We start from the raw sequence: 18,327 nt of genomic DNA, 5'->3' as shown, positions 1-18,327 counted from the left end.
AGTCCTAAAAATTTCAAGTGCAACCAAGCATTAAACTTTTGTCATTAATAATTTAGGAGAAAATCTGGTGGCGATTACAACAGCAGCGTCCAGACTAGGAACATCCGCATTGAGCGATGCGCCGAAGGTAGAATTGCGCCCGAACTACACCAAAGACGACGTTGAAACTGTGATTCGTGCGGTTTACCGTCAGGTGTTGGGCAACGACTATTTAATGAAATCCGAGCGACTTACAAGTTCCGAGTCTTTGCTGCGGGACGGCAGTTTGAGTGTACGAGAATTTGTACGGGCTGTAGCTAAGTCAGAACTGTACAAAACCAAGTTTTTCTACAACAGTTTCCAAACTCGGACGATCGAACTAAACTACAAACACTTGCTCGGTCGCGCTCCCTACGACGAATCTGAAGTAATTGAGCACTTAGATTTGTACCAAACACAAGGCTACGACTCTGATATTGATTCTTACATCGATTCAGTAGAGTATCAAGAAAACTTCGGCGAAAGTATCGTGCCTTACTACCGTGGCTTTAACACCCAGCGCGGTCAAAAAACCGTTGGTTTTACCCGGATGTTCCGCCTGTATCGCGGCTATGCAAACAGCGATACATCTCAACTAGAAGGCAAAAACTCTCGCTTAGCTGTCGAACTCGGCACTAACACCGCTACGGCTGTAGTTGGGCCCTCTGGCGGTAACGAAGGTTGGGCATATCGGCCTTCTGCCAGAAACGTAACTCCCGCCAGCACTTTCGGCGGCGCGGCAGCTTACGGCAAAGAAGGACGGCTGGTGCGCGTGGAAGTTTCGGGAATTCGCACGGGCGGCTATCCCAGCGTGCGCCGCAGCAGCAAGGCTTTCATCGTACCTGTTGAGGAGTTGTCCTCGCAAATGCAGAAATTTCAACGCCTGGGCGCGAAAATCGCCAGCATTACTCCAATTTAGTCAGTTGGCAGTTGGCAGTTGGCAGTTGGCAGTTACTAGCTTTTAGTCAACAGTCAACAGTCAACAGTCAACATTCAGAATTACCAATTACCAAGAAGCTTATGCTAGGTCAAATTGTAGCTGGAAAAAGTGGCAATACAGCTTCGGCTGGTCGCTGCTTTCGGTATGAAGTTGTGGGCTTGCGCCAAAGCGATGAAACAGATAATGTGGATTACTCGATTCGATCGAGCGCGAGTACATTTATCACCGTGCCTTACAATCGGATGAATCAAGAAATGCAGCGGATTACTCGCATGGGCGGGAAAATTGTCAGCATTCATCCTTTAAACGCGGGTGCAGAATCATCGCATGAATCATCGCACGATCACCAATAGTTTGGTTGCAGGGGCGATGAAAATCGCTCCGACAAAAGCTAGAAGCGGCGATGAAAATCGCTGCTAGACAAACAAAGTCCACTCCAAGCGGACTAAGAGTTAATGTAACCCGCCCAGGCGGGTTTTGTCTGTTTAGTAGCGATTTGAATCGGCGAGTTTCCCTAACCCTTGCACGTTGTGTCTGGGTAGCAGCGATTTCAATAGCCGAATAACTAATAACTAATGACTATGGATTATTACGAATCCGACTCACCGCCGGCGGGTGTAGCTGAGGGCGAGTCTTTAACTGTTGAACAGGCGATCGCAAATTTACACTCCCAAGATTACAGTCTCCGGTATTATGCTGCTTGGTGGGTGGGCAGATTTCGAGTCAAGGAACCGGCAGCTATTGCAGCTTTAATTGCCGCATTGGAAGAAGAGTCAGAACAAACAAAAATCGGCGACTATTCCTTGTTACGAAATGCGGCGCGGGCTCTGGGTAAACTGGGTGACAAACAAGCCTTACCGGCCCTAATTCGTTGTTTGGAATGCGCTGATTATTACGTGCGAGAAGCGGCTGCTCAAGCTTTAGAAATGCTGGGCGATCGCGATTCTATTGGGCCGCTAATGAAGCTATTAAATGGGGGCGTAGTTGTTGCTGTGCGAGTGCCAGGAAAATCGCACCTCGTGCAACCTTACGACTCGGTAATTGAAGCTTTGGGAACGCTGCAAGCGACAGAAGCAATACCGCTAATTTCACCTTTTTTAGAACATTCTGTCGAGCGGGTGCAGTACGCTGCGGCGCGGGCGATGTATCAGTTAACTGGAGAGCGGGTTTACGGAGAGCGGTTGGTAAGTGCTTTGAATGGGGATAATTTGCAGTTGAGGCGATCGGCTTTGATGGACTTGGGGGCGATCGGCTATTTGCCGGGAGCGCAAGCTATTTCTGAAACTTTAGCAGAAAATAGCCTGAAATTGATTGCGCTCAAAGGAGTTTTGGAGCATCACCTCAATCAACAAGAATCTCTATCTTTGTCAGATGAAGCTATCCAAGTTATGGATTTAATGGATAGTTTACTTTAAAAAAATTAGTTCACAACTAAAATAGGATTGCTGTAGCGATTCTCACTTGTCTGCCGTACATTCAGAAGACAGCACATTTCAGGACACAGCGCCGTGCTGTTTCCCTACCTATTTTGATGAGAATGTTGGGTGAGGTGGCAAAAAGTTCGATCGCGCGATCGACCCAACCTACAATTAAAATGGTCACGGTAAAGCTTACAAATAAATGGCATTAGAATTAATTCAGGCTGTCGAACAAGCAGATTCTTCCGAAGGCTTGTTAAACTCCGTCAAAGCACTGGCGGCAGCTTCCTCAAAACAAGCAATTCCTACCTTAATTACAGTGCTCGGTTACAACAACCCAGGCGCCGCTGTTGCCGCCGTGGATGGGCTGATTCAACTCGGAGAAGCTGCGGTACTGCCGCTTTTAGAACAGCTTGACGGCTACAATTACGGGGCGAGAGCTTGGGCTGTTCGGGCTTTGGCGGGAATTGGCGACCCCAGGGGTTTGGAGATTTTGCTCGATGCAGCGGCGAATGACTTTGCTTTGAGCGTGCGGCGGGCGGCGGCTAGGGGTTTGGGGACGATTTGTTGGGAATTGATGCCGGCAGAAGAAATTGCCGATGCTCAACTTCGCGCTGTGAAAACGCTACTGCAAGCGTCCCGCGATCCAGAATGGGTGGTGCGCTACGCAGCAGCGGGGGGTTTGCAAGCTTTGGCGGGTGCTGCGACTGTTAAACCGGATTGGTTAGCGGAAGTTTCGGCCAGACTTGAGGAAATCACCCAAAGCGATGAAACTACTTCAGTTAGGGCTCGGGCTTTGCTTGCTAAGAAAATATTGTCACTTGGCTAGGGTTTGGGCGATCGTCTCTTCCAAGTCCCCTTGACTGAGAGTGGTTAATATAAAGACTTCTTGTACGGTTTTGCCCTGTCTGGCGATGATTTTAAATCCCCCGCGGATGGGTACTGACACTCTTAATGTCATGCGGGGGATGTGTCCTTTAACTTTGTTGATGACGCCCGGAGTGACAGTTTGAATGCCGATTTTTAGGGTGAGGCGCTCTAAAATTGGTATCAAACCGGGAAGGTGGGTAGAGTGATTCCAAACAAGGCGGCCTTTGGGTTGTGCGTTCATAAATATTTAACCAAATTCAACATACCCAGTCTAAGCCACCCCTGGGTGGAACCAATTTGAAATTCCCTCAACTTGTGTATCAATAACGTTACTGTGAGTGTCATTGCCAGCAAACCGAGGCAATCTCAAACCGAGATTTTTGATTCCTGGCGCGCAAGCTAAGATTTGATGCCGCAAAATTGTCCTGTACTTTTTGATGTTGTGGGTTGGCAACTGTCGGTTTTTCAAGTTGAGTGGCGATCGCCGCGAGCATTTCTGCGACGCTGCAAGGTTTCTTGAGATAGCCGTCTGCTTTAAGTTCCAGGACTTTTTCCATTTCGGAGGCTGTCATAAAAATAAACGGAATGCTGGCGGTTGCAGGGTGCGATCGCACGGCTGCGAATACTTCAAAACCGTCGAGTTCCGGCATCATGACATCAGACAAAATTAAATCGGGAATTTGGGCCGCTAACTGGATACCAACTTTTCCATTTTCGGCGCCGACAGCTTCAAAACCGCGCGATTCCAGAAGTTCTAATACCGTTTCTCTGATTAAGTTATCGTCTTCAATTACTAATATTTTTTTCATTTGTTTGAGCTGCCTATTTACTTTGTTTGTATGGCTCTGTTATTATTGTTACAGGTGAGTTTTAAATAATTCAATAGGGTTATTGCAAAAAACCGCTTTGGACTGGCAACTTTTTACGGCTTTGTGGATGGTCGCAGTTATATACAATACATGAGTTATCAGCAGCTTTACCTTGTGTACTAGCGGTAGAAGTCGCTCCGGGCTACCTAGGATTGTAAAGATCTAAAATCAGCGATTCAACAGTTTATTTAATAAAAATTCCAGACGCCTGAATCAAAAAAATTCTATTAGACCTCTTGCCAAAGTTCTTTTAATAAAATTTTGGAACGGGCAAGATGCCCGTTCCACAAGAAAAAATGTTTTTTGGGGAATAGGCAAGATGCCCGTTCTAGTTATTTTTGACAGAGGTCTATTTGAGAGGCGATCGCAGTTACGTGTAATTAATAAATCCGCCGACGATCTAAGCGCGAAACTCCAACCTGTGCAGTTCACAAATTTCTGGCGATCGGGTAAAATATAACTTGCTGTATCGCTATTAAGTGAGGAAAAAGATATGTCAGAATTTCTAGACTTTCTCAGACATCAGTTTGCCTACGTTGCCCTTGGCGAATTTAAACCGGGAAAATTTGAAGCTGCAGAACAACTTTTTGAAAAAGCCGTTGCAACTTATGCCACAGGTTTTAAGGGAGCCTACCTGCTGCAATTGCCCAATACAGACAAAGGTATTGCCATCATTTTTTGGGAAAGCGTAGAAGATATGGCAGCCAATCAAAGCGAAGCTTATCAGGAAATATTGAAGCAGATGACGCCTTTGTTTGCGAAAATACCAGACACTAATGTTTATGAAATCGTCAGTGAAATTCAGCCCAAAAGTGAATGATTAAAAATTTTGCAACCTGCGCGTCATTCCCATACCCATCGGCGTTTTTCGCCCGACTCCGCTGTAAAGCGCAAAATCTGCTAAAGTGTTAATTTGCTTGATAGTAGCAGGAGCTAGATCTCCCATAACTCGGTAACTAATATCGCCGACGCAGCCAATAAATTTACTGCGAGAATCCGTACAAACTTCGGTTCGGATATCGAAGAAATTGGGAAAAATAGCTTCTGTGAAAGTAGGTTCGATCGCAATCCTGCTGTACTTGTTCCAGCGATTCGCTAAACTGCCGAAAATACTTTCACGAGTGGGCATAGCACTATCGTATACACCTTGCCGAAAATTAGTAGGAGTGCAAAAAGTAAAAGCAATTTGGCGCTCAGTTTCCGAAGCTCTATCGAACAATTCGGCGTAAGTACAAAAGTTTACCCAAGGCTGGTTTGATTGCGGTTCGCTCAAAATATTAGTAATGTATATATTTGTCGGGCCGAGATGCCAAGGGCGCTCGAAATTAAGTTGCTGCCAAAGTTGAGTTAGGCGATCGCACAAATCGTCATCCAGCAGAGTAATTCGCCACCAAATCGGCGTATTTTCCTGAATTGCTTGCTTGTGTTCCCACTGTACAGTCTGCGGAATTGTGCGGGAAGCCGGAGGCAAAACTCTCTTTTGTGGCTGTGGCGTACTGCTTTTATAAGCCTCTTTTCTGCTTACTTGAAAAGGGCTTAAAGTGAAAGCTTTTTCATGAGATTGGTCGTGCAAGTAAGCGCTCAAATCGCTGTCTACAGCACTCACCAAGTTGAGAAATAAAGCGTGGAGGTGCCGTCCCGTTAAAAACTGGGATGGAATTGGTGCAACTGGCAGCAGGTTTAAAACAAGGCTGTGGGGCATTTTTAAATTGTTTACTGTGTCTTTAGAAATGTTCAGCTAGTATTAAGATTACACCTAAGTTGCAACTTATATTAACCAATCTCAAGAAGGTAAGGTGCGCACTGCGCACCTTACGTTTAGGAAGATTTGTGCGCAGTGCGCACCCTACGTTTAGGTTGTGATATAGAGGCAAATCTCTGTGCGGTAAATTTTTAGGCGATCGAGATTTCTGGCGACAAATAAACGTCTTGGATAGCGTTGAACAATTTTACGCCTTCTTCAAAAGGACGCTGAAAAGTTTTGCGGCCGGAAATTAAGCCACAGCCGCCAGCGCGCTTGTTGATTACCGCCGTGCGAATTGCTTCTGCAAAATCGCTTTTCCCGGAAGCACCGCCGGAGTTAATTAAACCCATCCTTCCCGCATAACAGTTGAGCACTTGATAGCGAGTTAGATCGATCGGGTGATCCGTTGTCAAATCCGAATAAACGCGCTTGTCGGTTTTGCCGTAACTATTGCCACTTGCTTTAGCAACTGCTCCATAGCCGTTGTTGCATTCTGGCAATTTCTGCTTGATAATGTCAGCTTGAATTGTCACTCCCAAGTGATTTGCTTGCCCGGTTAAATCGGCTGCCACATGATAATCTTTGTCTTGTTTAAAGATATCGTTGCGGAGATAGCACCACAAAATTGTCGCCATTCCGTATTCGTGAGCGTGAGCAAAAGCTTGACTGACTTCTTGGATTTGTCGCGTCGATTCCGGAGAACCAAAATAAATTGTTGCTCCCACTGCAACTGCTCCCAAATTCCAAGCTTGCTCGACGGTCGCAAACATTATTTGATCGAATTGATTGGGATAAGTCAGCAACTCGTTGTGATTGAGCTTGACAATAAAAGGGATTTTATGCGCGTATTTGCGAGATACACTTCCCAAAACTCCCAGCGTTGTCGCGACCGCATTGCAGCCAGCTGAAATTGCTAATTTAATGATATTTTCGCTGTCAAAATAGATGGGATTCGGTGCAAAAGAAGCGGCCGCCGAGTGTTCGATTCCTTGGTCTACTGGCAGGATGGATAAATAGCCGGTATTTGCCAAGCGTCCGCTAGAATAGAGTTGCTGAAGCGATCGCAAAACTTGAGGAGATCGATCTGTTTGAGCAAAAATGCGATCGACCCAATCCGGGCCCGGCAGGTGCAACAAATCTTTAGAAACTTTTGCTTGATGGGTGAGCAAGTCTTCGGCTTCGTCGCCAAGCCAAGACTCGATGGAATTGGGAACTGATAGTGTAGCTGTCATACAGATTTCCCTCTGAATTTCAATTACAGGCTGATGATTGCAGACATTAACCTTGCTGATATTGTAGCGAAAAAATCATATTTTCCATCCCCTCAACCCTAGAACCAGTTTTTAACAAGTTAGCGACAACAGCAGCTAGGACGCGCTACTCTATAATAAGCTGGCAGTTCAGCCGGATCTGCGCTGCCAGCGATCGCCGATCGACTCACAACTTTGCCATCACAATGTCACACACTTACTTTGATTCTGAAAACGGTCACAAATCCTTCGAGATGCCCGGTGCCCGGCCCCACTACAACCCCGATCGCCCCGGCCAAGTAGAGCACATTTTCCTCGACTTAGTGCTGAATATTCCCAAACAAAGCTTTCGTGGCACTTGCAGCATCCGCATCAATCCAGTCCGCAGCGGTATTGACAAATTAACCTTAGATGCTGTAAACCTGAATATTAAATCAGTAAAAGTCGGCGAAATTGAGCAAAATTTCGACAGCGATGGCGAAGTGCTGCAAATTCAACTACACGAACCAACCGAAGCTTACCAACCAATTACAATTGCGATCGAATACTCCGTCGAAAAACCCCAGCGCGGTCTCTATTTTGTCGGTCCGGACAAACACTATCCAGACAAACCAACACAAGTTTGGACTCAAGGCGAAGATGAAGATTCCCGCTTCTGGTTTCCCTGTTTCGACTATCCTGGACAACTCGCTACTTCGGAAATTCGAGTGCAAGTTCCGAGACAACTATTTGCTATTTCCAACGGCGAATTAATTAGTACAAAAAACGAAGGCGACGATAAAATTTATCACTGGTCCCAAACCCAGGTACACCCGACATATTTAATGACCTTAGCAGTCGGAGATTTTGCCGAAATTAAAGACGAATGGAACGGCAAAGCAGTTAATTATTACGTGGAAAGAAGTCGCGAAGCAGACGCTAAGCGCAGCATGGGCAAAACGCCTCAAATGATTGAATTCTTCTCTCAAGCATTTGGCTATCCTTACCCTTTTCCCAAATACGCTCAAGTCTGCGTCGATGATTTCATCTTCGGCGGTATGGAAAATACTTCGACAACTTTGCTGACAGATAGGTGCTTGTTAGATGAACGTGCCGCCCTCGACAATCGAGGTACTGAAAGCTTAGTCGCCCACGAACTCGCTCACCAGTGGTTCGGCGATTTAGTAGTAATTAAACATTGGTCTCATGCTTGGCTAAAAGAAGGCATGGCTTCTTATTCCGAGGTGCTGTGGACTGACAAAGAATACGGCAAAGAAGACGCGGCTTACTATATGTTAAATGAAGCCCGCAATTATTTAGCTGAAGATAGTTCCCGCTACCGCCGCCCGATCGTTACTCACGTTTACCGCGAAGCCATTGAATTGTACGATCGCCATTTGTACGAAAAAGGCGCTTGCGTTTATCACATGATTCGCGCCGAGTTGGGCGACGAATTATTTTACAAAGCAATTCATACTTTTGTGCGGGATAACGCTCACAAAACTGTAGAAACCATCGATCTGCTCAGGGCGATAGAAAAGGCTACTGGTCGCAATCTCATGTTTTTGTTTGACCAGTACGTTTATCGTGGCGGTCATCCAGATTATAAAGTTGTTTATTCCTGGGATGGCGACAGCAAATTAGCAAAAGTGACTGTCACCCAAACTCAGGTAAAAGACAGCAAAAATGGCAACGGCAACAGCAAAGATGTATTCGATTTGAAAATCCCGATCGGCTTCGGTTACAAGCCAGAAAAAGAAGCAGACCATGACAGTTGGGCACGTTCAAACCCCAACCTAAAAACTTTCACAGTCCGAGTGCATGAGCGCGAGCAAAGCTTCTATTTTCCCCTTGAACAGAAGCCAGCATTTATCAGTTTTGATGTAGGCAATAAATACTTAAAAACTGTTGCGTTAGAGTATGGAGTTGCAGAACTAAAAGCTCAGTTGCAATTCGATCCAGACCCGGTTTCCCGGATTTATGCGGCCCACGCTTTGGCGAAAAAGGGAGGGCTGGAAGCGGTGAAAACGCTGTCAGAAGTTCTCAAAAAAGAGCCGTTCTGGGCAGTACGGGCCGAAGTTGCCGGTCAGTTAGCTGAAATTAAACTCGACCAAGTTTTTGAAGGTTTAGTAAGTGGTTTAAAAGATAAAGATGCTCGTGTTCGTCGCGCTGTGGTGAATGCGCTGGGTAAAATCCAAACTCACGAAACTTATAAAGCGCTGAGGTCGATCGTCGAAAAAGGCGACGACAGCTATTACGTAGAAGCAGCAGCAGCGAGTGCTATGGGCGCCATTGCAGGGGCTAACCCGGACGAAAAACCGACCGACGAACAGGTACTGAAAGAGTTAAAATTGGTGCTAAAAGAGCGTCAGGGCTGGAATGAGGTAGTGCGATCGGGTGCGATCGCAGGTTTGGCGCACATGAAAACTTCTGAAGATGCGCTGAATCTAATTTTGAAATACACCGCCGCAGGTACTCCGCAAGCTTTGCGCTTGGCTGCAATTCGATCTTTGGGCACAATTTCGACTGGCCAAACCAAAGTCAATTTAGAACGGATTTTGCAGCGATTGGCAGAATTATCTAAAGAGACGTTTTTCTTGACTCAAGTTTCTGTAGTAGCGGGCCTAGGACAAATGCAAACTCGCAAAGCAATTCGCATTTTGCGTTCTTTAGCTGACCAAACCCCCGATGGCCGCGTCCGCCGCATGGCTGATGAAGCTGTGCAAAGAGTGCAGAAAAATGCTGGTTCTGATGCAGCGGTAAAGCAGTTGCGGGAGGAATTAGACCAGGTGAAAAAGGAGAATCAAGATTTGAGGAGTCGGATGGAAAATTTGGAGGCTAAGGCGAAGAAAGATTCGGTGTAAAATCCTCCCAACGCAGATAAAGGCAGATATTGGCGATCGGCTTTTATCTGCTTGTCGGTAGAGGATGACGCCTAGTTATTATAATAATATTATTGTTCAGCGGGAGTGCATTTAAATTTGCTACTTTCCACAAACTCTAAAAGCCAAATATCTCTATTCCTCACTTTGTTCTTCTCTAAAATAGGGACTCATCTAGGATCGGGATGCAATGTTTATTTTTTAGTGTAAACAGTTAATGAGGTTGCAGCAGCTTTTGCACCCAGACATATTGCATAAATAATGAGTATAAAAACCGCTTTACTGATTGAGCAATCGGGGGTAATTCCCTATCGCATTCAAGACGGACAAATTGAAGTAATGGTGATTACTTCTTCGGCTAGCAAGCGCTGGGTGATTCCTAAAGGATTAATTGAACCTGACATGACTCCCCAAGATTCCGCCGCCAAGGAAGCTTGGGAAGAAGCAGGTTTGTTGGGTAAAGTGTTCCCGGATTTGCTGGGAACTTACGAGTATCAAAAGTCCGGCTATATTTGTCAGGTAGGAGTATTTTTAATGAAAGTGCAAGCAGTTCTGGAAATTTGGCCGGAAGCTAGCAAGAGAAAGCGGCAGTGGGTAAGTATTCCTAAAGCAATTAAGCGGGTTAACGAACCGGAACTCAAACTCATTCTTGCGGATTTGCCAAATCGGTTCTGGTGATTCAGTCATGGATGCAGAACCTAATGATCTAATGTGCGCTGAGGCGAATCTTAGCGCCATAATTCGTGCGTCAAACCACTTTTTACTCTTAGTATAAACTTGTAGGGTGCGTCCGTCAGCTAAATGATTGGAAAATCGAGCTATGATTACTGGCGCATCCTACAAACTTATGATATCAGTGTAAAAAGTTTCCCCTTAAGCGTTAGCTGAGAGGAAAGGAATGCTTTCGGCTAAGTTATCCTTAATTTCTATTCCCTGTTGTCTCGCCCAAAACAGGCTCAAAAAGTGAATTTGTCGCAAGCCGACAACTAAATTTAAACCGGGTACAAAAATCCACCAAACGGTTAGCGGTTCTTTGATTCCTTCTTGGCGGTACAATTCATTAACTGTCTTGTAAAGTTTGAACTGCACGATGTAAATCCAAGCAATACCTAGCAAGGAAAACCAACCAAACCATCCGGGAACGTCAGGGTCGAATATCCGCAAAGCTTGGGGGACGGCTACTCCTAAAACAAAGGGAAGCAAGCAAAGGGTTCCTGACCAACCGCTGCCGTTATAGCGACGCAATTCTTCTTGAATAATCCATTTGTACCATCCGTAATATAGCAGCAAGCTGACTCCAGCCAGCAAAATTACTCGCCACAAAGAGCGGGGTTTACCTAAAGGTTTGTCGGACATATTTAGATGTAAGATATTAATGGCTGTCTTGATTGTATTAACATTTGTTAATTATTGCAAAATCATTTCTCGAATCGATCGCGCTGTTGCAGGGGCCAGCAGAACACCGTTGCGATAGTGGCCGCTGGCGATGAGAACGTGATCGTTACCGGGAAGCGTCTCGATAATTGGGGCCGGCCGCCCTTCCGGCCGCGGGCGCAATCCCGACCATTTCCTGATGATTTCAGCTTCTGCTAAGGCCGGACAAAGTGATCTCGCCCTCGCCATCACTTCCCCCAACATATCAGCATTCGCCTGAATTTCCCCGCCATTTTCGGAAAACTCGACCGTCGCCCCCACCCAAAATTCGTGATTTCCCAAAGGCACAATGTGAACGTCATCGCAAGTAATTACTGGCGTAAAATCAGGGTTTCCTAAAGGCTTGGCCGATCGCAAATGCAGCGCTTGTCCCAACACCGGGCGAATGTCAACCAACTGATTTAAAGATGCAGTCACAGCAGCAGAACCCAAACCAGCCGCCACAATTAGCCGATCGAACTTTAAACTAGCAGCAATCTCCGCTGCTTCAACGGGCACCCCAAACTCAAAAATCACCCCATTTCGTTCAGCAGCATCAACCAAAGCCAAGGTTAGCGCCGTCGGATCGACTTGCCTGTCTTGAGGCGAATAAATCGCAGCAATAATCTTATCATTTAAATAGAGATGAGGGCAGAGCTCGCGCACTCGTTCCACATCCCAAAGTTCCAATTGCCAACCTTGAGAACGGCGAGTTGCTATCAAATTTTCCCACTTAATTAAATCCTCTCCCTCGGAACAAAGCATTAAAATTCCTTGTTTGTTAAAAGGAATTTTTCGCCCCGTAACTGCTTCCAATTCTGGAATCAAAGTTTCGTAGCGCTGAAGGCTGGCTTCCCTCAACTGCCAATTTCTGCCCTTAGTTTTGTGGCTGATAACTCCCATCAAAACACCGAGTGCAGCGCCAGTAGAACCTTGGGCCGGCGGCTGTTTGTCGAACACAGTAACTTTCAGTTCGGGAAATTGACTTAGTTCAAAGGCGATCGACGCTCCAACAATACCACATCCAATAATTGCAACACGAACCATTGAATTTTAGATTTTAGATTTTAGATTTTAGATTTGATATAAGTTTTTTGTAGGGTTCTGAGCGCAAAGCGTGTCTAATTCACAGTAAAATCCTCTGTTTTTATCGTTTGTCTCGAAGTCTCGATCCCCCTAAATCCCCCTTAAAAAAGGGGACTTTGAATGCTCTGCCCCCCTTTTTTAAGGTGGAGTTTGAATACTCTTGTCCCCCCCTTAATAAGGGGTGCTAGGGGGGATCTAGACTCGACTACAAGCGATATTTATTATGGGTTTCAGTCTTAATTTGACACCCATCAACTGCCAAGCCTACAAACCCCTAAAGCTTAATAGCTTTAGGAATTAGCTGCAAGAAGGTATCGAAATCATTGACAGCTTTTTGATAGCTGGCCGTGACTTTTGCATAGTCAAGCTCTTTAGCAGCAAGATCGATGTTAACCAACTCGGTAAACAAACTCTTAGTTAAATCAACCGCTTGTTGTTGAGAACTAGGCAACAAACTCGCAGAGACGGTTTTCATGGTGTTTCGCAAGTCGCCTAGAGGCCCGTGAATGAAAGTTCTGGTATCAACCCAATTCCGTTTTTGAATTAAGGTTCCCAGTTTATCCATGCGCGATCGGAACTCTGTCAAAGTAGGAACATAGCGCTGAATTTGCTGGGTCTGGGCTGCTGTGTAAGTCGTTGGAACTTTTGCTTCGACACTGCTGCAACTAACCAGAAATGCCATCAAAAACGCCATCATCAAGGCAAAAATTGAACGGGGACGAGTCATATCGATTTTAGATTTTAGATTTTAGATTTCTCGTTCTCAGGCTCTGCCTGGGAATGCAGCTCGGCGAAGAGCTGGTTCACTGACCTAGCACCGAGAGTTATGTACAAAATATTATTTTACCTCCTGGCGGCGCAGAAAAGTGATCACAGAATTGCCAACTTTTTCTGACCAATGTTCTTGAGGATAATGCCCCGCTTGTTCCAGTATGACTAACTCTGCATTTTGCAGGGAACCGACTAGCTTTTGAACTGGTTCAACACTCAGCCAAGGATCTGTCAAACCCCAGACAAATAAAGTTGGTCGAGTCCATCCTTTCAAGCCGGATTCAATTTCGGCCATTGACTGCGGCAATTGAATATTGCGGACTGTATTCATCAGCGATCGACCTGCATCCGAACTCTTCAAAAACGGGCTGCGGTAAACATCTAAATCCTTGTCTGATATTGTCTGGCGGCTGCCACCTTCGAGAGTTCTGTCAACCAAAAGCGGGTCTTGCGTCATCATGTCGCCAATAAAAGGCAGCCCCAACTGCTGCATTTTCCAAGGCAATTTGATATCTGCTGAAACTGGTGTATTTATGATGGCTAGACGATCAATTTTATCGGGATTGCGTAAAGCGTATTGAATGCCGGCTGAAGCTAAAAATCCTTGGACAACGAGGGAAAATCGGTCTAATTCTATAGCTTGAATAAAGCCAGCGAGGGCGTCAACAAAAGCATCGGGAGTGTAAGCAAAGTCGCGCTTGTCTGGTTTTGTCGATCGCCCGTAGCCCACCCAATCAGGGGCGATCGATCTAAATCCCTGTGCAGCCAAATCCGGCATAATTACAGTCCAGGTAAAACTCTGGGACGGCAAACCGTGCAGCAGCAGTACGGGCGGTTTACCAGTTTCGTTAAGCGGATTTGTTTCCCGATAAAACCATTTCAGCGAGCCTACTTCAACTATCTTCTCATCAATTAACATTATTTTACTGGTTATTTATCAAAGAATAAGGCGGGGAATACCCGCCCTACTTACCTAATAGTTGGGTGTGCATATAACACCTTACCCAACTAATTACAGCCGCGTTTAGAAATTCATTTCAGCAGCTTGAACTTTTTCGACCTGTTTCTTCTTGAGAACCAGCATGATTTGAGCCAGCATGGTTATAGCCACGAAAGCCATCAATCCTTTAACTCGACCTGCACTTTGCAGCACAATCTCCACGTCTTTTTGACCGAAGCCACCCACATTAGGATTGTTGGTCAAAAGTTCGCCTGCTGCAACTGTTTGTCCTTCGGAAACAATCAGTTCTGGGCCTGCAGGAATCGTATCAACAACCGCTGCACCTTCGGCAGGTTGAATAGTCACTTGATAACCGCCATCTTCAGGTTGAGCAATCTTAGAAATGGTGCCAGCTACCGAAGCATTGTAAACAGTATTATTGCTCTTTTCGCCAGTAGGATAAACCTGACCGCGGCCGCGGTTGCCACCAACATAAATTTGGTATTTGCCGTAGTGAACGGACTTGTCAGTTTCTGGATTCGGCGACAAAACTGGGAATACCAATTCTTTATACTGTTCTCCCGGTACTGGACCCACTAAAACAATATTTTCTTGGGTTTCGCTGTAAGGTTGGAAGTAAAGATCGCCGACTTTTTCCTTCATTTCTTCGGGAATTCTGTCAGCGGGAGCAATTTTGAAACCCTCGGGCAACATCACTACAGCGCCTACATTCAAGCCGCTTTTGCTGCCGTCGCCGCCAACTTGTTGAACGTTAGTATCGTAGGGAACTTTGACAATAGCTTCAAACACCGTATCTGGCAAAACAGATTGCGGTACTTCAACTTCAGTCGGTTTTGCACCGAGGTGACAGTTAGCGCAAACAATCCGGCCTGTTGCTTCGCGGGGAGTAGCGGGGGCAGTTTGCTGAGCCCAGAAAGGGTAAGCAAATGCTGCTTGGGGAAGTGCGATGTCGCTGGTGAGGAAAAATGCTGTGGCTGCGATCGCAATTAAGGCTGTTTTCGCGATCGTCCTGGCACTGCGGCGAAATATCGCAGATAAATTAGTTTGTGGCATTAGAGTATTCAATCTCAAAGGTCAGACAATTTTGGATTTTGGATTTTGGATTTTGGATTTTGGATTTTGGATTTTGAGACTGCTTTAGGGATGCAATTATCTGTGGTTTTCACCATTCACCCCCTATCTAAAATCTCAAATCAAAAATCCAAAATAGTTTAAGACCACCAAGGTGCTTCGCCGGTGCGGAAATCTGTTTCTTTCCAAGGTGTCAAAGCGATCTTGTCATCTGCGACAGTGGCGTGGGCCAGGGCCAGAGACAAAGGCGCTGGGCCGCGTACCACTTTGCCCTCATTGTTGTATTGAGAACCGTGGCAAGGACAGATAAACTTGTTTTCGCTAACATTCCAAGGCACGACGCAACCCAAGTGAGTGCAGACTGCATTGATGCCGTAGTCGGCGAGAGATTGGTCTTCTTTCACCACAAGATAAGTGGGGTCGCCTTTGAGACCTTGGGCTAAGGTGCGATCGCCCGCCGGGTGCGAAGCCAAATATTCGCTAACGATGATGTCGTTACCCAAAGCATCTTTAGCTGTCACTCCGCCACCAACTGCCCCACTCGCCGGAGGAACAAAATATTGGACAACGGGATAGAGTGCGCCCAGTGCCACACCTGTGACTGTACCGAACGTCAGCAAATTCATAAATTGGCGACGCCCCATATCGGGAACATCGGGATTTCCAGCAGAAGATTGAGCCATGACCTGCCTTTACGGTTTTAAGTTACGTTTGTTTGTTAGCTGTTAGCTGTTAGCGAACCTGTACGTGCAGACAACTGGGATAATTGCCGTTAATCTGCTCGCACAAATTTTAGGCCGCGAAAATTCCTTTTAAGAATGCGCCTTCCAGCCTTTATTAGAGTATTATTACATTTTTTGAACTTTGTCTTTTATTGTTTAATGGATTAACTCAGGAGTAACCATGACGGGCAAGGATTTACACCAGCTACTGCTAGAAAAATGGGGAAAGTCTTACGATATCAGATTGCGGCGAACACGGGGCAAGATTTTTGTGCAAGTTATGTGGAAATATTTAGAACAGGCATCTTTTCCGATGACGGAGGCTGATTATTTCGAGCATTTGGATGCAGTGGCCAATTACCTCAACGGCTGGGGGAGCACAGAACAGGTGAGAGAATATATCGTAACTACTCGCGATCGCCCCCGCTTGGGTAAAGCTGTCAGCGTTCCCCTAGATTTGGGTGAAAGAGCCTCGGAGTGGTTGCTAGACGAGTTTTGAATCACTCAGTCGATTTTAGATTTTAGATTTTAGATTTTTAGATTGACTCCACAGCCGGGATCTGGGGAAGTTCCCTAAAGTTTTGTGTCGCGCCGCGGCTGGATTAGTTGAGCCCAAAGTCCCGAAAATCGATCGGCGAGCTTGTCATACGACTTGCCGCTGGTGAGAAACTAAGCTGTGGCGCATCTAATTTGCACAGTTATTTTGATTCAAAGTCTTGTGTGGCGGGCTTTGCTGCGCGCGCCCTGCTGTGGGATTTAAATGCCGCAACAGTTTCTGGGGCTTTTTTAATTTAGGGCGATCGTCCTTCATTCTTACCAAAATCATCGGAACCAATTTCTGTCAACAATTTCACATACAATGAAGGTCAGATATCTTGTGAAACTTAGGAGAATGTTGTAATGGGTGTTGCACTGGGAATGGTTGAAGTCTTAGGATTTCCCGCTGCAGTAGAAGTTGCGGACTCAATGGTGAAAGCAGCCCGTGTTACTTTAGTTCGCTATGAGAAAATAACCCGCGCCTACTGGACAATTATAGTGCGAGGAGATGTTTCTGAAGTGCAAGCAGCCGTTGCTGCTGGAATTGAATCAGTTAAAAAGGTCGATGGCGGAAAGTTGCTATCGTATCACATAATTGCTCGTCCTCACGAGAATCTGGATTACGTTTTGCCGATCGGCTACACTCCCGAAGTAGAACAGTTCCGAATGTAGTCAGTCGATTTTAGATTTTAGATTTTAGATTTTAGATTTTAGATTTACTTTTGTATTGAATCTGAGAGCTTGAAACTTGGTCTAAAATTTTGGGTGTTCCACTCCTTAAGTCGCGGGGTTCTACCTGCTTTTACGCGGTTAAAAGTTTTGACAAAACTTTGGTGTGGAATTTTAACTTTTAGTAATTATAGAGGCGCGGGCGATCGCGTCTCTATATTTTTTTGCTGCGAGTCGATCGCTCTTTCTGTGGAGTTTTTAGCGCCCTAAAAGCTTCACCAAACCAACCCCGCCAAAATACAAGCTCAGCACCGCACCTCCTAAAAGACTTTGCGTTAAAGGGTCAGTAGAAGGCGTTAAAACCGCTCCCAAAACTGCGGCTCCCAAGACTACATACCGCCAGCCGGAGAGCATTTGGTTGGAAGAAACTATGCCCAAAACGCCGAGCAATACTTGGACAATCGGGATTTGAAAAGCTAAGCCGGTGCTGAACATTAACAGCAGCACAAATTTAAAGTATTTGTCGATCGACCACAACTGCTCCACAACATCCGCCCCATAGCTAACAAAGAAATTAAGCGCCGCCGGAATCAGAGCAATGTAAGCAAAGACTAACCCGCCCAAAAATAGGAAACTCGAACCGAAAAACACCGGCCCCAGCAACCTGCGTTCTTTGCGAGTCAAACCGGGGAGAACAAACAGCGCTATCTGGTAAAAAATAAACGGACTGGCTATAAGCAAACCGCTGTATCCGGCTACTTCGATAGAAACAAAGAAATACTCGCCCGGAGCTAGTTGCAGAAACTTGACGGGCCCGGCCGGTACTTCTAGCAGTTGGACTATAGGTTTAACTGTGAAAAAGCAACCGATTACAGCGATTACTACTGCAATTAGCGAGTAAAAAAGTCGCTGACGCAATTCTTCTAAATGGTCGAATAAAGACATTTCAACTTCGTCAGGAAGTTCGTCGAGAAATTCGTTTTCTAAGTTGCGAGAACCCATCGCACCGCCTGCGATTGGTGCAATGCTGTTTTCGGAGCTAATTGCTTCGAGGTTGTTGTCGGAACCTTGTTCGGATGTCTCCAAGTTTGAGGGCGCAGTCATAGGGAATGGGTAATTGGTAATGG

The 18,327-nt window shown here is 45.8% G+C and carries 22 protein-coding genes; 10 read left to right on the top strand and 12 right to left on the bottom strand.

The features are described 5' to 3' along the window. The first annotated feature begins 67 nt into the window (after window positions 1-67). The 3 genes from QUA53_RS19125 (at window position 68) to QUA53_RS19115 (ending at window position 2,373) form a co-directional block, all read left to right on the top strand. Entirely contained in the window at window positions 68-937 is an 870-nt protein-coding gene (locus tag QUA53_RS19125) for a phycobilisome linker polypeptide (protein ID WP_333099158.1), read from the top strand. A gap of 101 nt (window positions 938-1,038) precedes the next feature. Next, window positions 1,039-1,311 carry a phycobilisome linker polypeptide gene (locus QUA53_RS19120; RefSeq protein ID WP_333099159.1) on the top strand — a complete coding sequence of 91 codons (273 nt, stop codon included), beginning with the start codon at window positions 1,039-1,041 and terminating at the stop codon, window positions 1,309-1,311. A gap of 222 nt (window positions 1,312-1,533) precedes the next feature. Then, the gene (locus QUA53_RS19115) at window positions 1,534-2,373 is read left to right on the top strand and encodes a HEAT repeat domain-containing protein (protein ID WP_333099160.1); all 840 of its coding nucleotides are present in this window, start codon (window positions 1,534-1,536) and stop codon (window positions 2,371-2,373) included. Between the two features lie 61 nt (window positions 2,374-2,434). On the opposite strand, the gene QUA53_RS19110 is transcribed toward QUA53_RS19115, so the two are convergent. Continuing rightward, on the bottom strand, window positions 2,435-2,560 hold the full coding sequence (locus tag QUA53_RS19110; RefSeq protein ID WP_333099161.1) for a hypothetical protein: 126 nt from the start codon (window positions 2,558-2,560) through the stop codon (window positions 2,435-2,437). A gap of 18 nt (window positions 2,561-2,578) precedes the next feature. Here QUA53_RS19110 and QUA53_RS19105 point away from each other — a divergent pair, with 18 nt between their 5' ends. Next, complete coding sequence (locus tag QUA53_RS19105; RefSeq protein WP_333099162.1) at window positions 2,579-3,205, top strand: HEAT repeat domain-containing protein; 627 nt, start codon at window positions 2,579-2,581, stop codon at window positions 3,203-3,205. Here QUA53_RS19105 and QUA53_RS19100 read toward each other — a convergent pair. Continuing rightward, window positions 3,194-3,487, bottom strand: a complete 294-nt coding sequence (locus tag QUA53_RS19100; protein WP_190732612.1) for a DUF2103 domain-containing protein — start codon at window positions 3,485-3,487, stop codon at window positions 3,194-3,196. The two genes, QUA53_RS19105 and QUA53_RS19100, sit on opposite strands and share 12 nt — an antisense overlap. 100 nt (window positions 3,488-3,587) lie before the next feature. Further along, window positions 3,588-4,055: a response regulator transcription factor gene (locus QUA53_RS19095; protein WP_333099163.1), complete on the bottom strand. Its 468-nt coding sequence runs from the start codon at window positions 4,053-4,055 to the stop codon at window positions 3,588-3,590. 379 nt (window positions 4,056-4,434) lie between these two features. On the opposite strand from QUA53_RS19095, the gene QUA53_RS19090 reads away from it, so the two are divergent. Continuing rightward, entirely contained in the window at window positions 4,435-4,575 is a 141-nt protein-coding gene (locus QUA53_RS19090) for a hypothetical protein (RefSeq protein ID WP_333099164.1), read from the top strand. Window positions 4,576-4,608: 33 nt separating this feature from the next. Then, window positions 4,609-4,935, top strand: a complete 327-nt coding sequence (locus QUA53_RS19085; RefSeq protein ID WP_333099166.1) for an antibiotic biosynthesis monooxygenase — start codon at window positions 4,609-4,611, stop codon at window positions 4,933-4,935. On the opposite strand, the gene cas6 is transcribed toward QUA53_RS19085, so the two are convergent. Continuing rightward, window positions 4,936-5,817 (bottom strand): CRISPR-associated endoribonuclease Cas6, encoded by an 882-nt coding sequence (gene cas6, locus QUA53_RS19080; RefSeq protein WP_333099167.1) that lies wholly within the window; start codon window positions 5,815-5,817, stop codon window positions 4,936-4,938. A gap of 191 nt (window positions 5,818-6,008) precedes the next feature. Then, entirely contained in the window at window positions 6,009-7,091 is a 1,083-nt protein-coding gene (locus tag QUA53_RS19075) for a class I fructose-bisphosphate aldolase (protein WP_333099168.1), read from the bottom strand. A gap of 224 nt (window positions 7,092-7,315) precedes the next feature. Here QUA53_RS19075 and QUA53_RS19070 point away from each other — a divergent pair, with 224 nt between their 5' ends. Both QUA53_RS19070 and QUA53_RS19065 read left to right on the top strand, forming a co-directional pair. Beyond that, entirely contained in the window at window positions 7,316-9,952 is a 2,637-nt protein-coding gene (locus tag QUA53_RS19070) for a M1 family metallopeptidase (RefSeq protein ID WP_333099169.1), read from the top strand. A 279-nt stretch (window positions 9,953-10,231) separates the two neighbouring features. Then, entirely contained in the window at window positions 10,232-10,648 is a 417-nt protein-coding gene (locus tag QUA53_RS19065) for an NUDIX hydrolase (RefSeq protein WP_333099170.1), read from the top strand. Between the two features lie 195 nt (window positions 10,649-10,843). Here QUA53_RS19065 and QUA53_RS19060 read toward each other — a convergent pair whose 3' ends face one another. From QUA53_RS19060 to petC, 6 genes are all read right to left on the bottom strand, one after another. Then, window positions 10,844-11,326 (bottom strand): hypothetical protein, encoded by a 483-nt coding sequence (locus QUA53_RS19060; protein ID WP_333099171.1) that lies wholly within the window; start codon window positions 11,324-11,326, stop codon window positions 10,844-10,846. A 51-nt stretch (window positions 11,327-11,377) separates the two neighbouring features. Next, window positions 11,378-12,430 carry an FAD-dependent oxidoreductase gene (locus tag QUA53_RS19055; protein ID WP_333099172.1) on the bottom strand — a complete coding sequence of 351 codons (1,053 nt, stop codon included), beginning with the start codon at window positions 12,428-12,430 and terminating at the stop codon, window positions 11,378-11,380. A 313-nt stretch (window positions 12,431-12,743) separates the two neighbouring features. After that, the gene (psbQ, locus tag QUA53_RS19050; protein WP_333099174.1) at window positions 12,744-13,196 is read right to left on the bottom strand and encodes a photosystem II protein PsbQ; all 453 of its coding nucleotides are present in this window, start codon (window positions 13,194-13,196) and stop codon (window positions 12,744-12,746) included. Between the two features lie 111 nt (window positions 13,197-13,307). Then, complete coding sequence (locus QUA53_RS19045; RefSeq protein ID WP_333099176.1) at window positions 13,308-14,159, bottom strand: alpha/beta fold hydrolase; 852 nt, start codon at window positions 14,157-14,159, stop codon at window positions 13,308-13,310. Window positions 14,160-14,264: 105 nt separating this feature from the next. Then, a complete protein-coding gene (gene petA, locus QUA53_RS19040) occupies window positions 14,265-15,254 on the bottom strand; it encodes a cytochrome f (protein ID WP_333099177.1) in 990 nt (329 codons plus the stop codon). A gap of 158 nt (window positions 15,255-15,412) precedes the next feature. Then, complete coding sequence (gene petC, locus QUA53_RS19035) at window positions 15,413-15,955, bottom strand: cytochrome b6-f complex iron-sulfur subunit (RefSeq protein ID WP_333099179.1); 543 nt, start codon at window positions 15,953-15,955, stop codon at window positions 15,413-15,415. A 220-nt stretch (window positions 15,956-16,175) separates the two neighbouring features. Here petC and QUA53_RS19030 point away from each other — a divergent pair, with 220 nt between their 5' ends. Together QUA53_RS19030 and QUA53_RS19025 are read left to right on the top strand one after the other, a co-directional pair. Further along, complete coding sequence (locus QUA53_RS19030) at window positions 16,176-16,493, top strand: DUF3067 family protein (protein ID WP_190661639.1); 318 nt, start codon at window positions 16,176-16,178, stop codon at window positions 16,491-16,493. 401 nt (window positions 16,494-16,894) lie between these two features. Next, window positions 16,895-17,203 carry a carbon dioxide-concentrating mechanism protein CcmK gene (locus QUA53_RS19025; protein WP_006631236.1) on the top strand — a complete coding sequence of 103 codons (309 nt, stop codon included), beginning with the start codon at window positions 16,895-16,897 and terminating at the stop codon, window positions 17,201-17,203. A gap of 255 nt (window positions 17,204-17,458) precedes the next feature. Here the strand turns inward: QUA53_RS19025 and tatC are convergent, their stop codons facing one another. Beyond that, window positions 17,459-18,304, bottom strand: coding sequence for a twin-arginine translocase subunit TatC (gene tatC / locus QUA53_RS19020; protein WP_333099181.1), 846 nt, complete (start codon window positions 18,302-18,304; stop codon window positions 17,459-17,461). Between the last annotated feature and the right edge of the window lie 23 nt (window positions 18,305-18,327).

Origin of the sequence: Microcoleus sp. Pol12B3 (genome assembly GCF_036701355.1) — a bacterium.
In the GTDB taxonomy this organism is placed as follows: Bacteria; Cyanobacteriota; Cyanobacteriia; order Cyanobacteriales; family Microcoleaceae; genus Microcoleus.
This window is presented reverse-complemented; position numbering and strand designations above follow the sequence as displayed.

Bases quoted from the DNA above. Each gene is read 5' to 3' on its own strand.
- QUA53_RS19120 (WP_333099159.1), top strand. From the start codon at position 1,039: ATGCTAGGTCAAATTGTAGCTGGAAAAAGTGGCAATACAGCTTCGGCT.
- QUA53_RS19115 (WP_333099160.1), top strand. From the start codon at position 1,534: ATGACTATGGATTATTACGAATCCGACTCACCGCCGGCGGGTGTAGCT.
- QUA53_RS19105 (WP_333099162.1), top strand. From the start codon at position 2,579: ATGGCATTAGAATTAATTCAGGCTGTCGAACAAGCAGATTCTTCCGAA.
- QUA53_RS19100 (WP_190732612.1), bottom strand. From the start codon at position 3,487: ATGAACGCACAACCCAAAGGCCGCCTTGTTTGGAATCACTCTACCCAC.
- QUA53_RS19095 (WP_333099163.1), bottom strand. From the start codon at position 4,055: ATGAAAAAAATATTAGTAATTGAAGACGATAACTTAATCAGAGAAACG.
- QUA53_RS19090 (WP_333099164.1), top strand. From the start codon at position 4,435: ATGCCCGTTCTAGTTATTTTTGACAGAGGTCTATTTGAGAGGCGATCG.
- QUA53_RS19085 (WP_333099166.1), top strand. From the start codon at position 4,609: ATGTCAGAATTTCTAGACTTTCTCAGACATCAGTTTGCCTACGTTGCC.
- cas6 (WP_333099167.1), bottom strand. From the start codon at position 5,817: ATGCCCCACAGCCTTGTTTTAAACCTGCTGCCAGTTGCACCAATTCCA.
- QUA53_RS19075 (WP_333099168.1), bottom strand. From the start codon at position 7,091: ATGACAGCTACACTATCAGTTCCCAATTCCATCGAGTCTTGGCTTGGC.
- QUA53_RS19070 (WP_333099169.1), top strand. From the start codon at position 7,316: ATGTCACACACTTACTTTGATTCTGAAAACGGTCACAAATCCTTCGAG.
- QUA53_RS19065 (WP_333099170.1), top strand. From the start codon at position 10,232: ATGAGTATAAAAACCGCTTTACTGATTGAGCAATCGGGGGTAATTCCC.
- QUA53_RS19060 (WP_333099171.1), bottom strand. From the start codon at position 11,326: ATGTCCGACAAACCTTTAGGTAAACCCCGCTCTTTGTGGCGAGTAATT.
- QUA53_RS19055 (WP_333099172.1), bottom strand. From the start codon at position 12,430: ATGGTTCGTGTTGCAATTATTGGATGTGGTATTGTTGGAGCGTCGATC.
- psbQ (WP_333099174.1), bottom strand. From the start codon at position 13,196: ATGACTCGTCCCCGTTCAATTTTTGCCTTGATGATGGCGTTTTTGATG.
- QUA53_RS19045 (WP_333099176.1), bottom strand. From the start codon at position 14,159: ATGTTAATTGATGAGAAGATAGTTGAAGTAGGCTCGCTGAAATGGTTT.
- petA (WP_333099177.1), bottom strand. From the start codon at position 15,254: ATGCCACAAACTAATTTATCTGCGATATTTCGCCGCAGTGCCAGGACG.
- petC (WP_333099179.1), bottom strand. From the start codon at position 15,955: ATGGCTCAATCTTCTGCTGGAAATCCCGATGTTCCCGATATGGGGCGT.
- QUA53_RS19030 (WP_190661639.1), top strand. From the start codon at position 16,176: ATGACGGGCAAGGATTTACACCAGCTACTGCTAGAAAAATGGGGAAAG.
- QUA53_RS19025 (WP_006631236.1), top strand. From the start codon at position 16,895: ATGGGTGTTGCACTGGGAATGGTTGAAGTCTTAGGATTTCCCGCTGCA.
- tatC (WP_333099181.1), bottom strand. From the start codon at position 18,304: ATGACTGCGCCCTCAAACTTGGAGACATCCGAACAAGGTTCCGACAAC.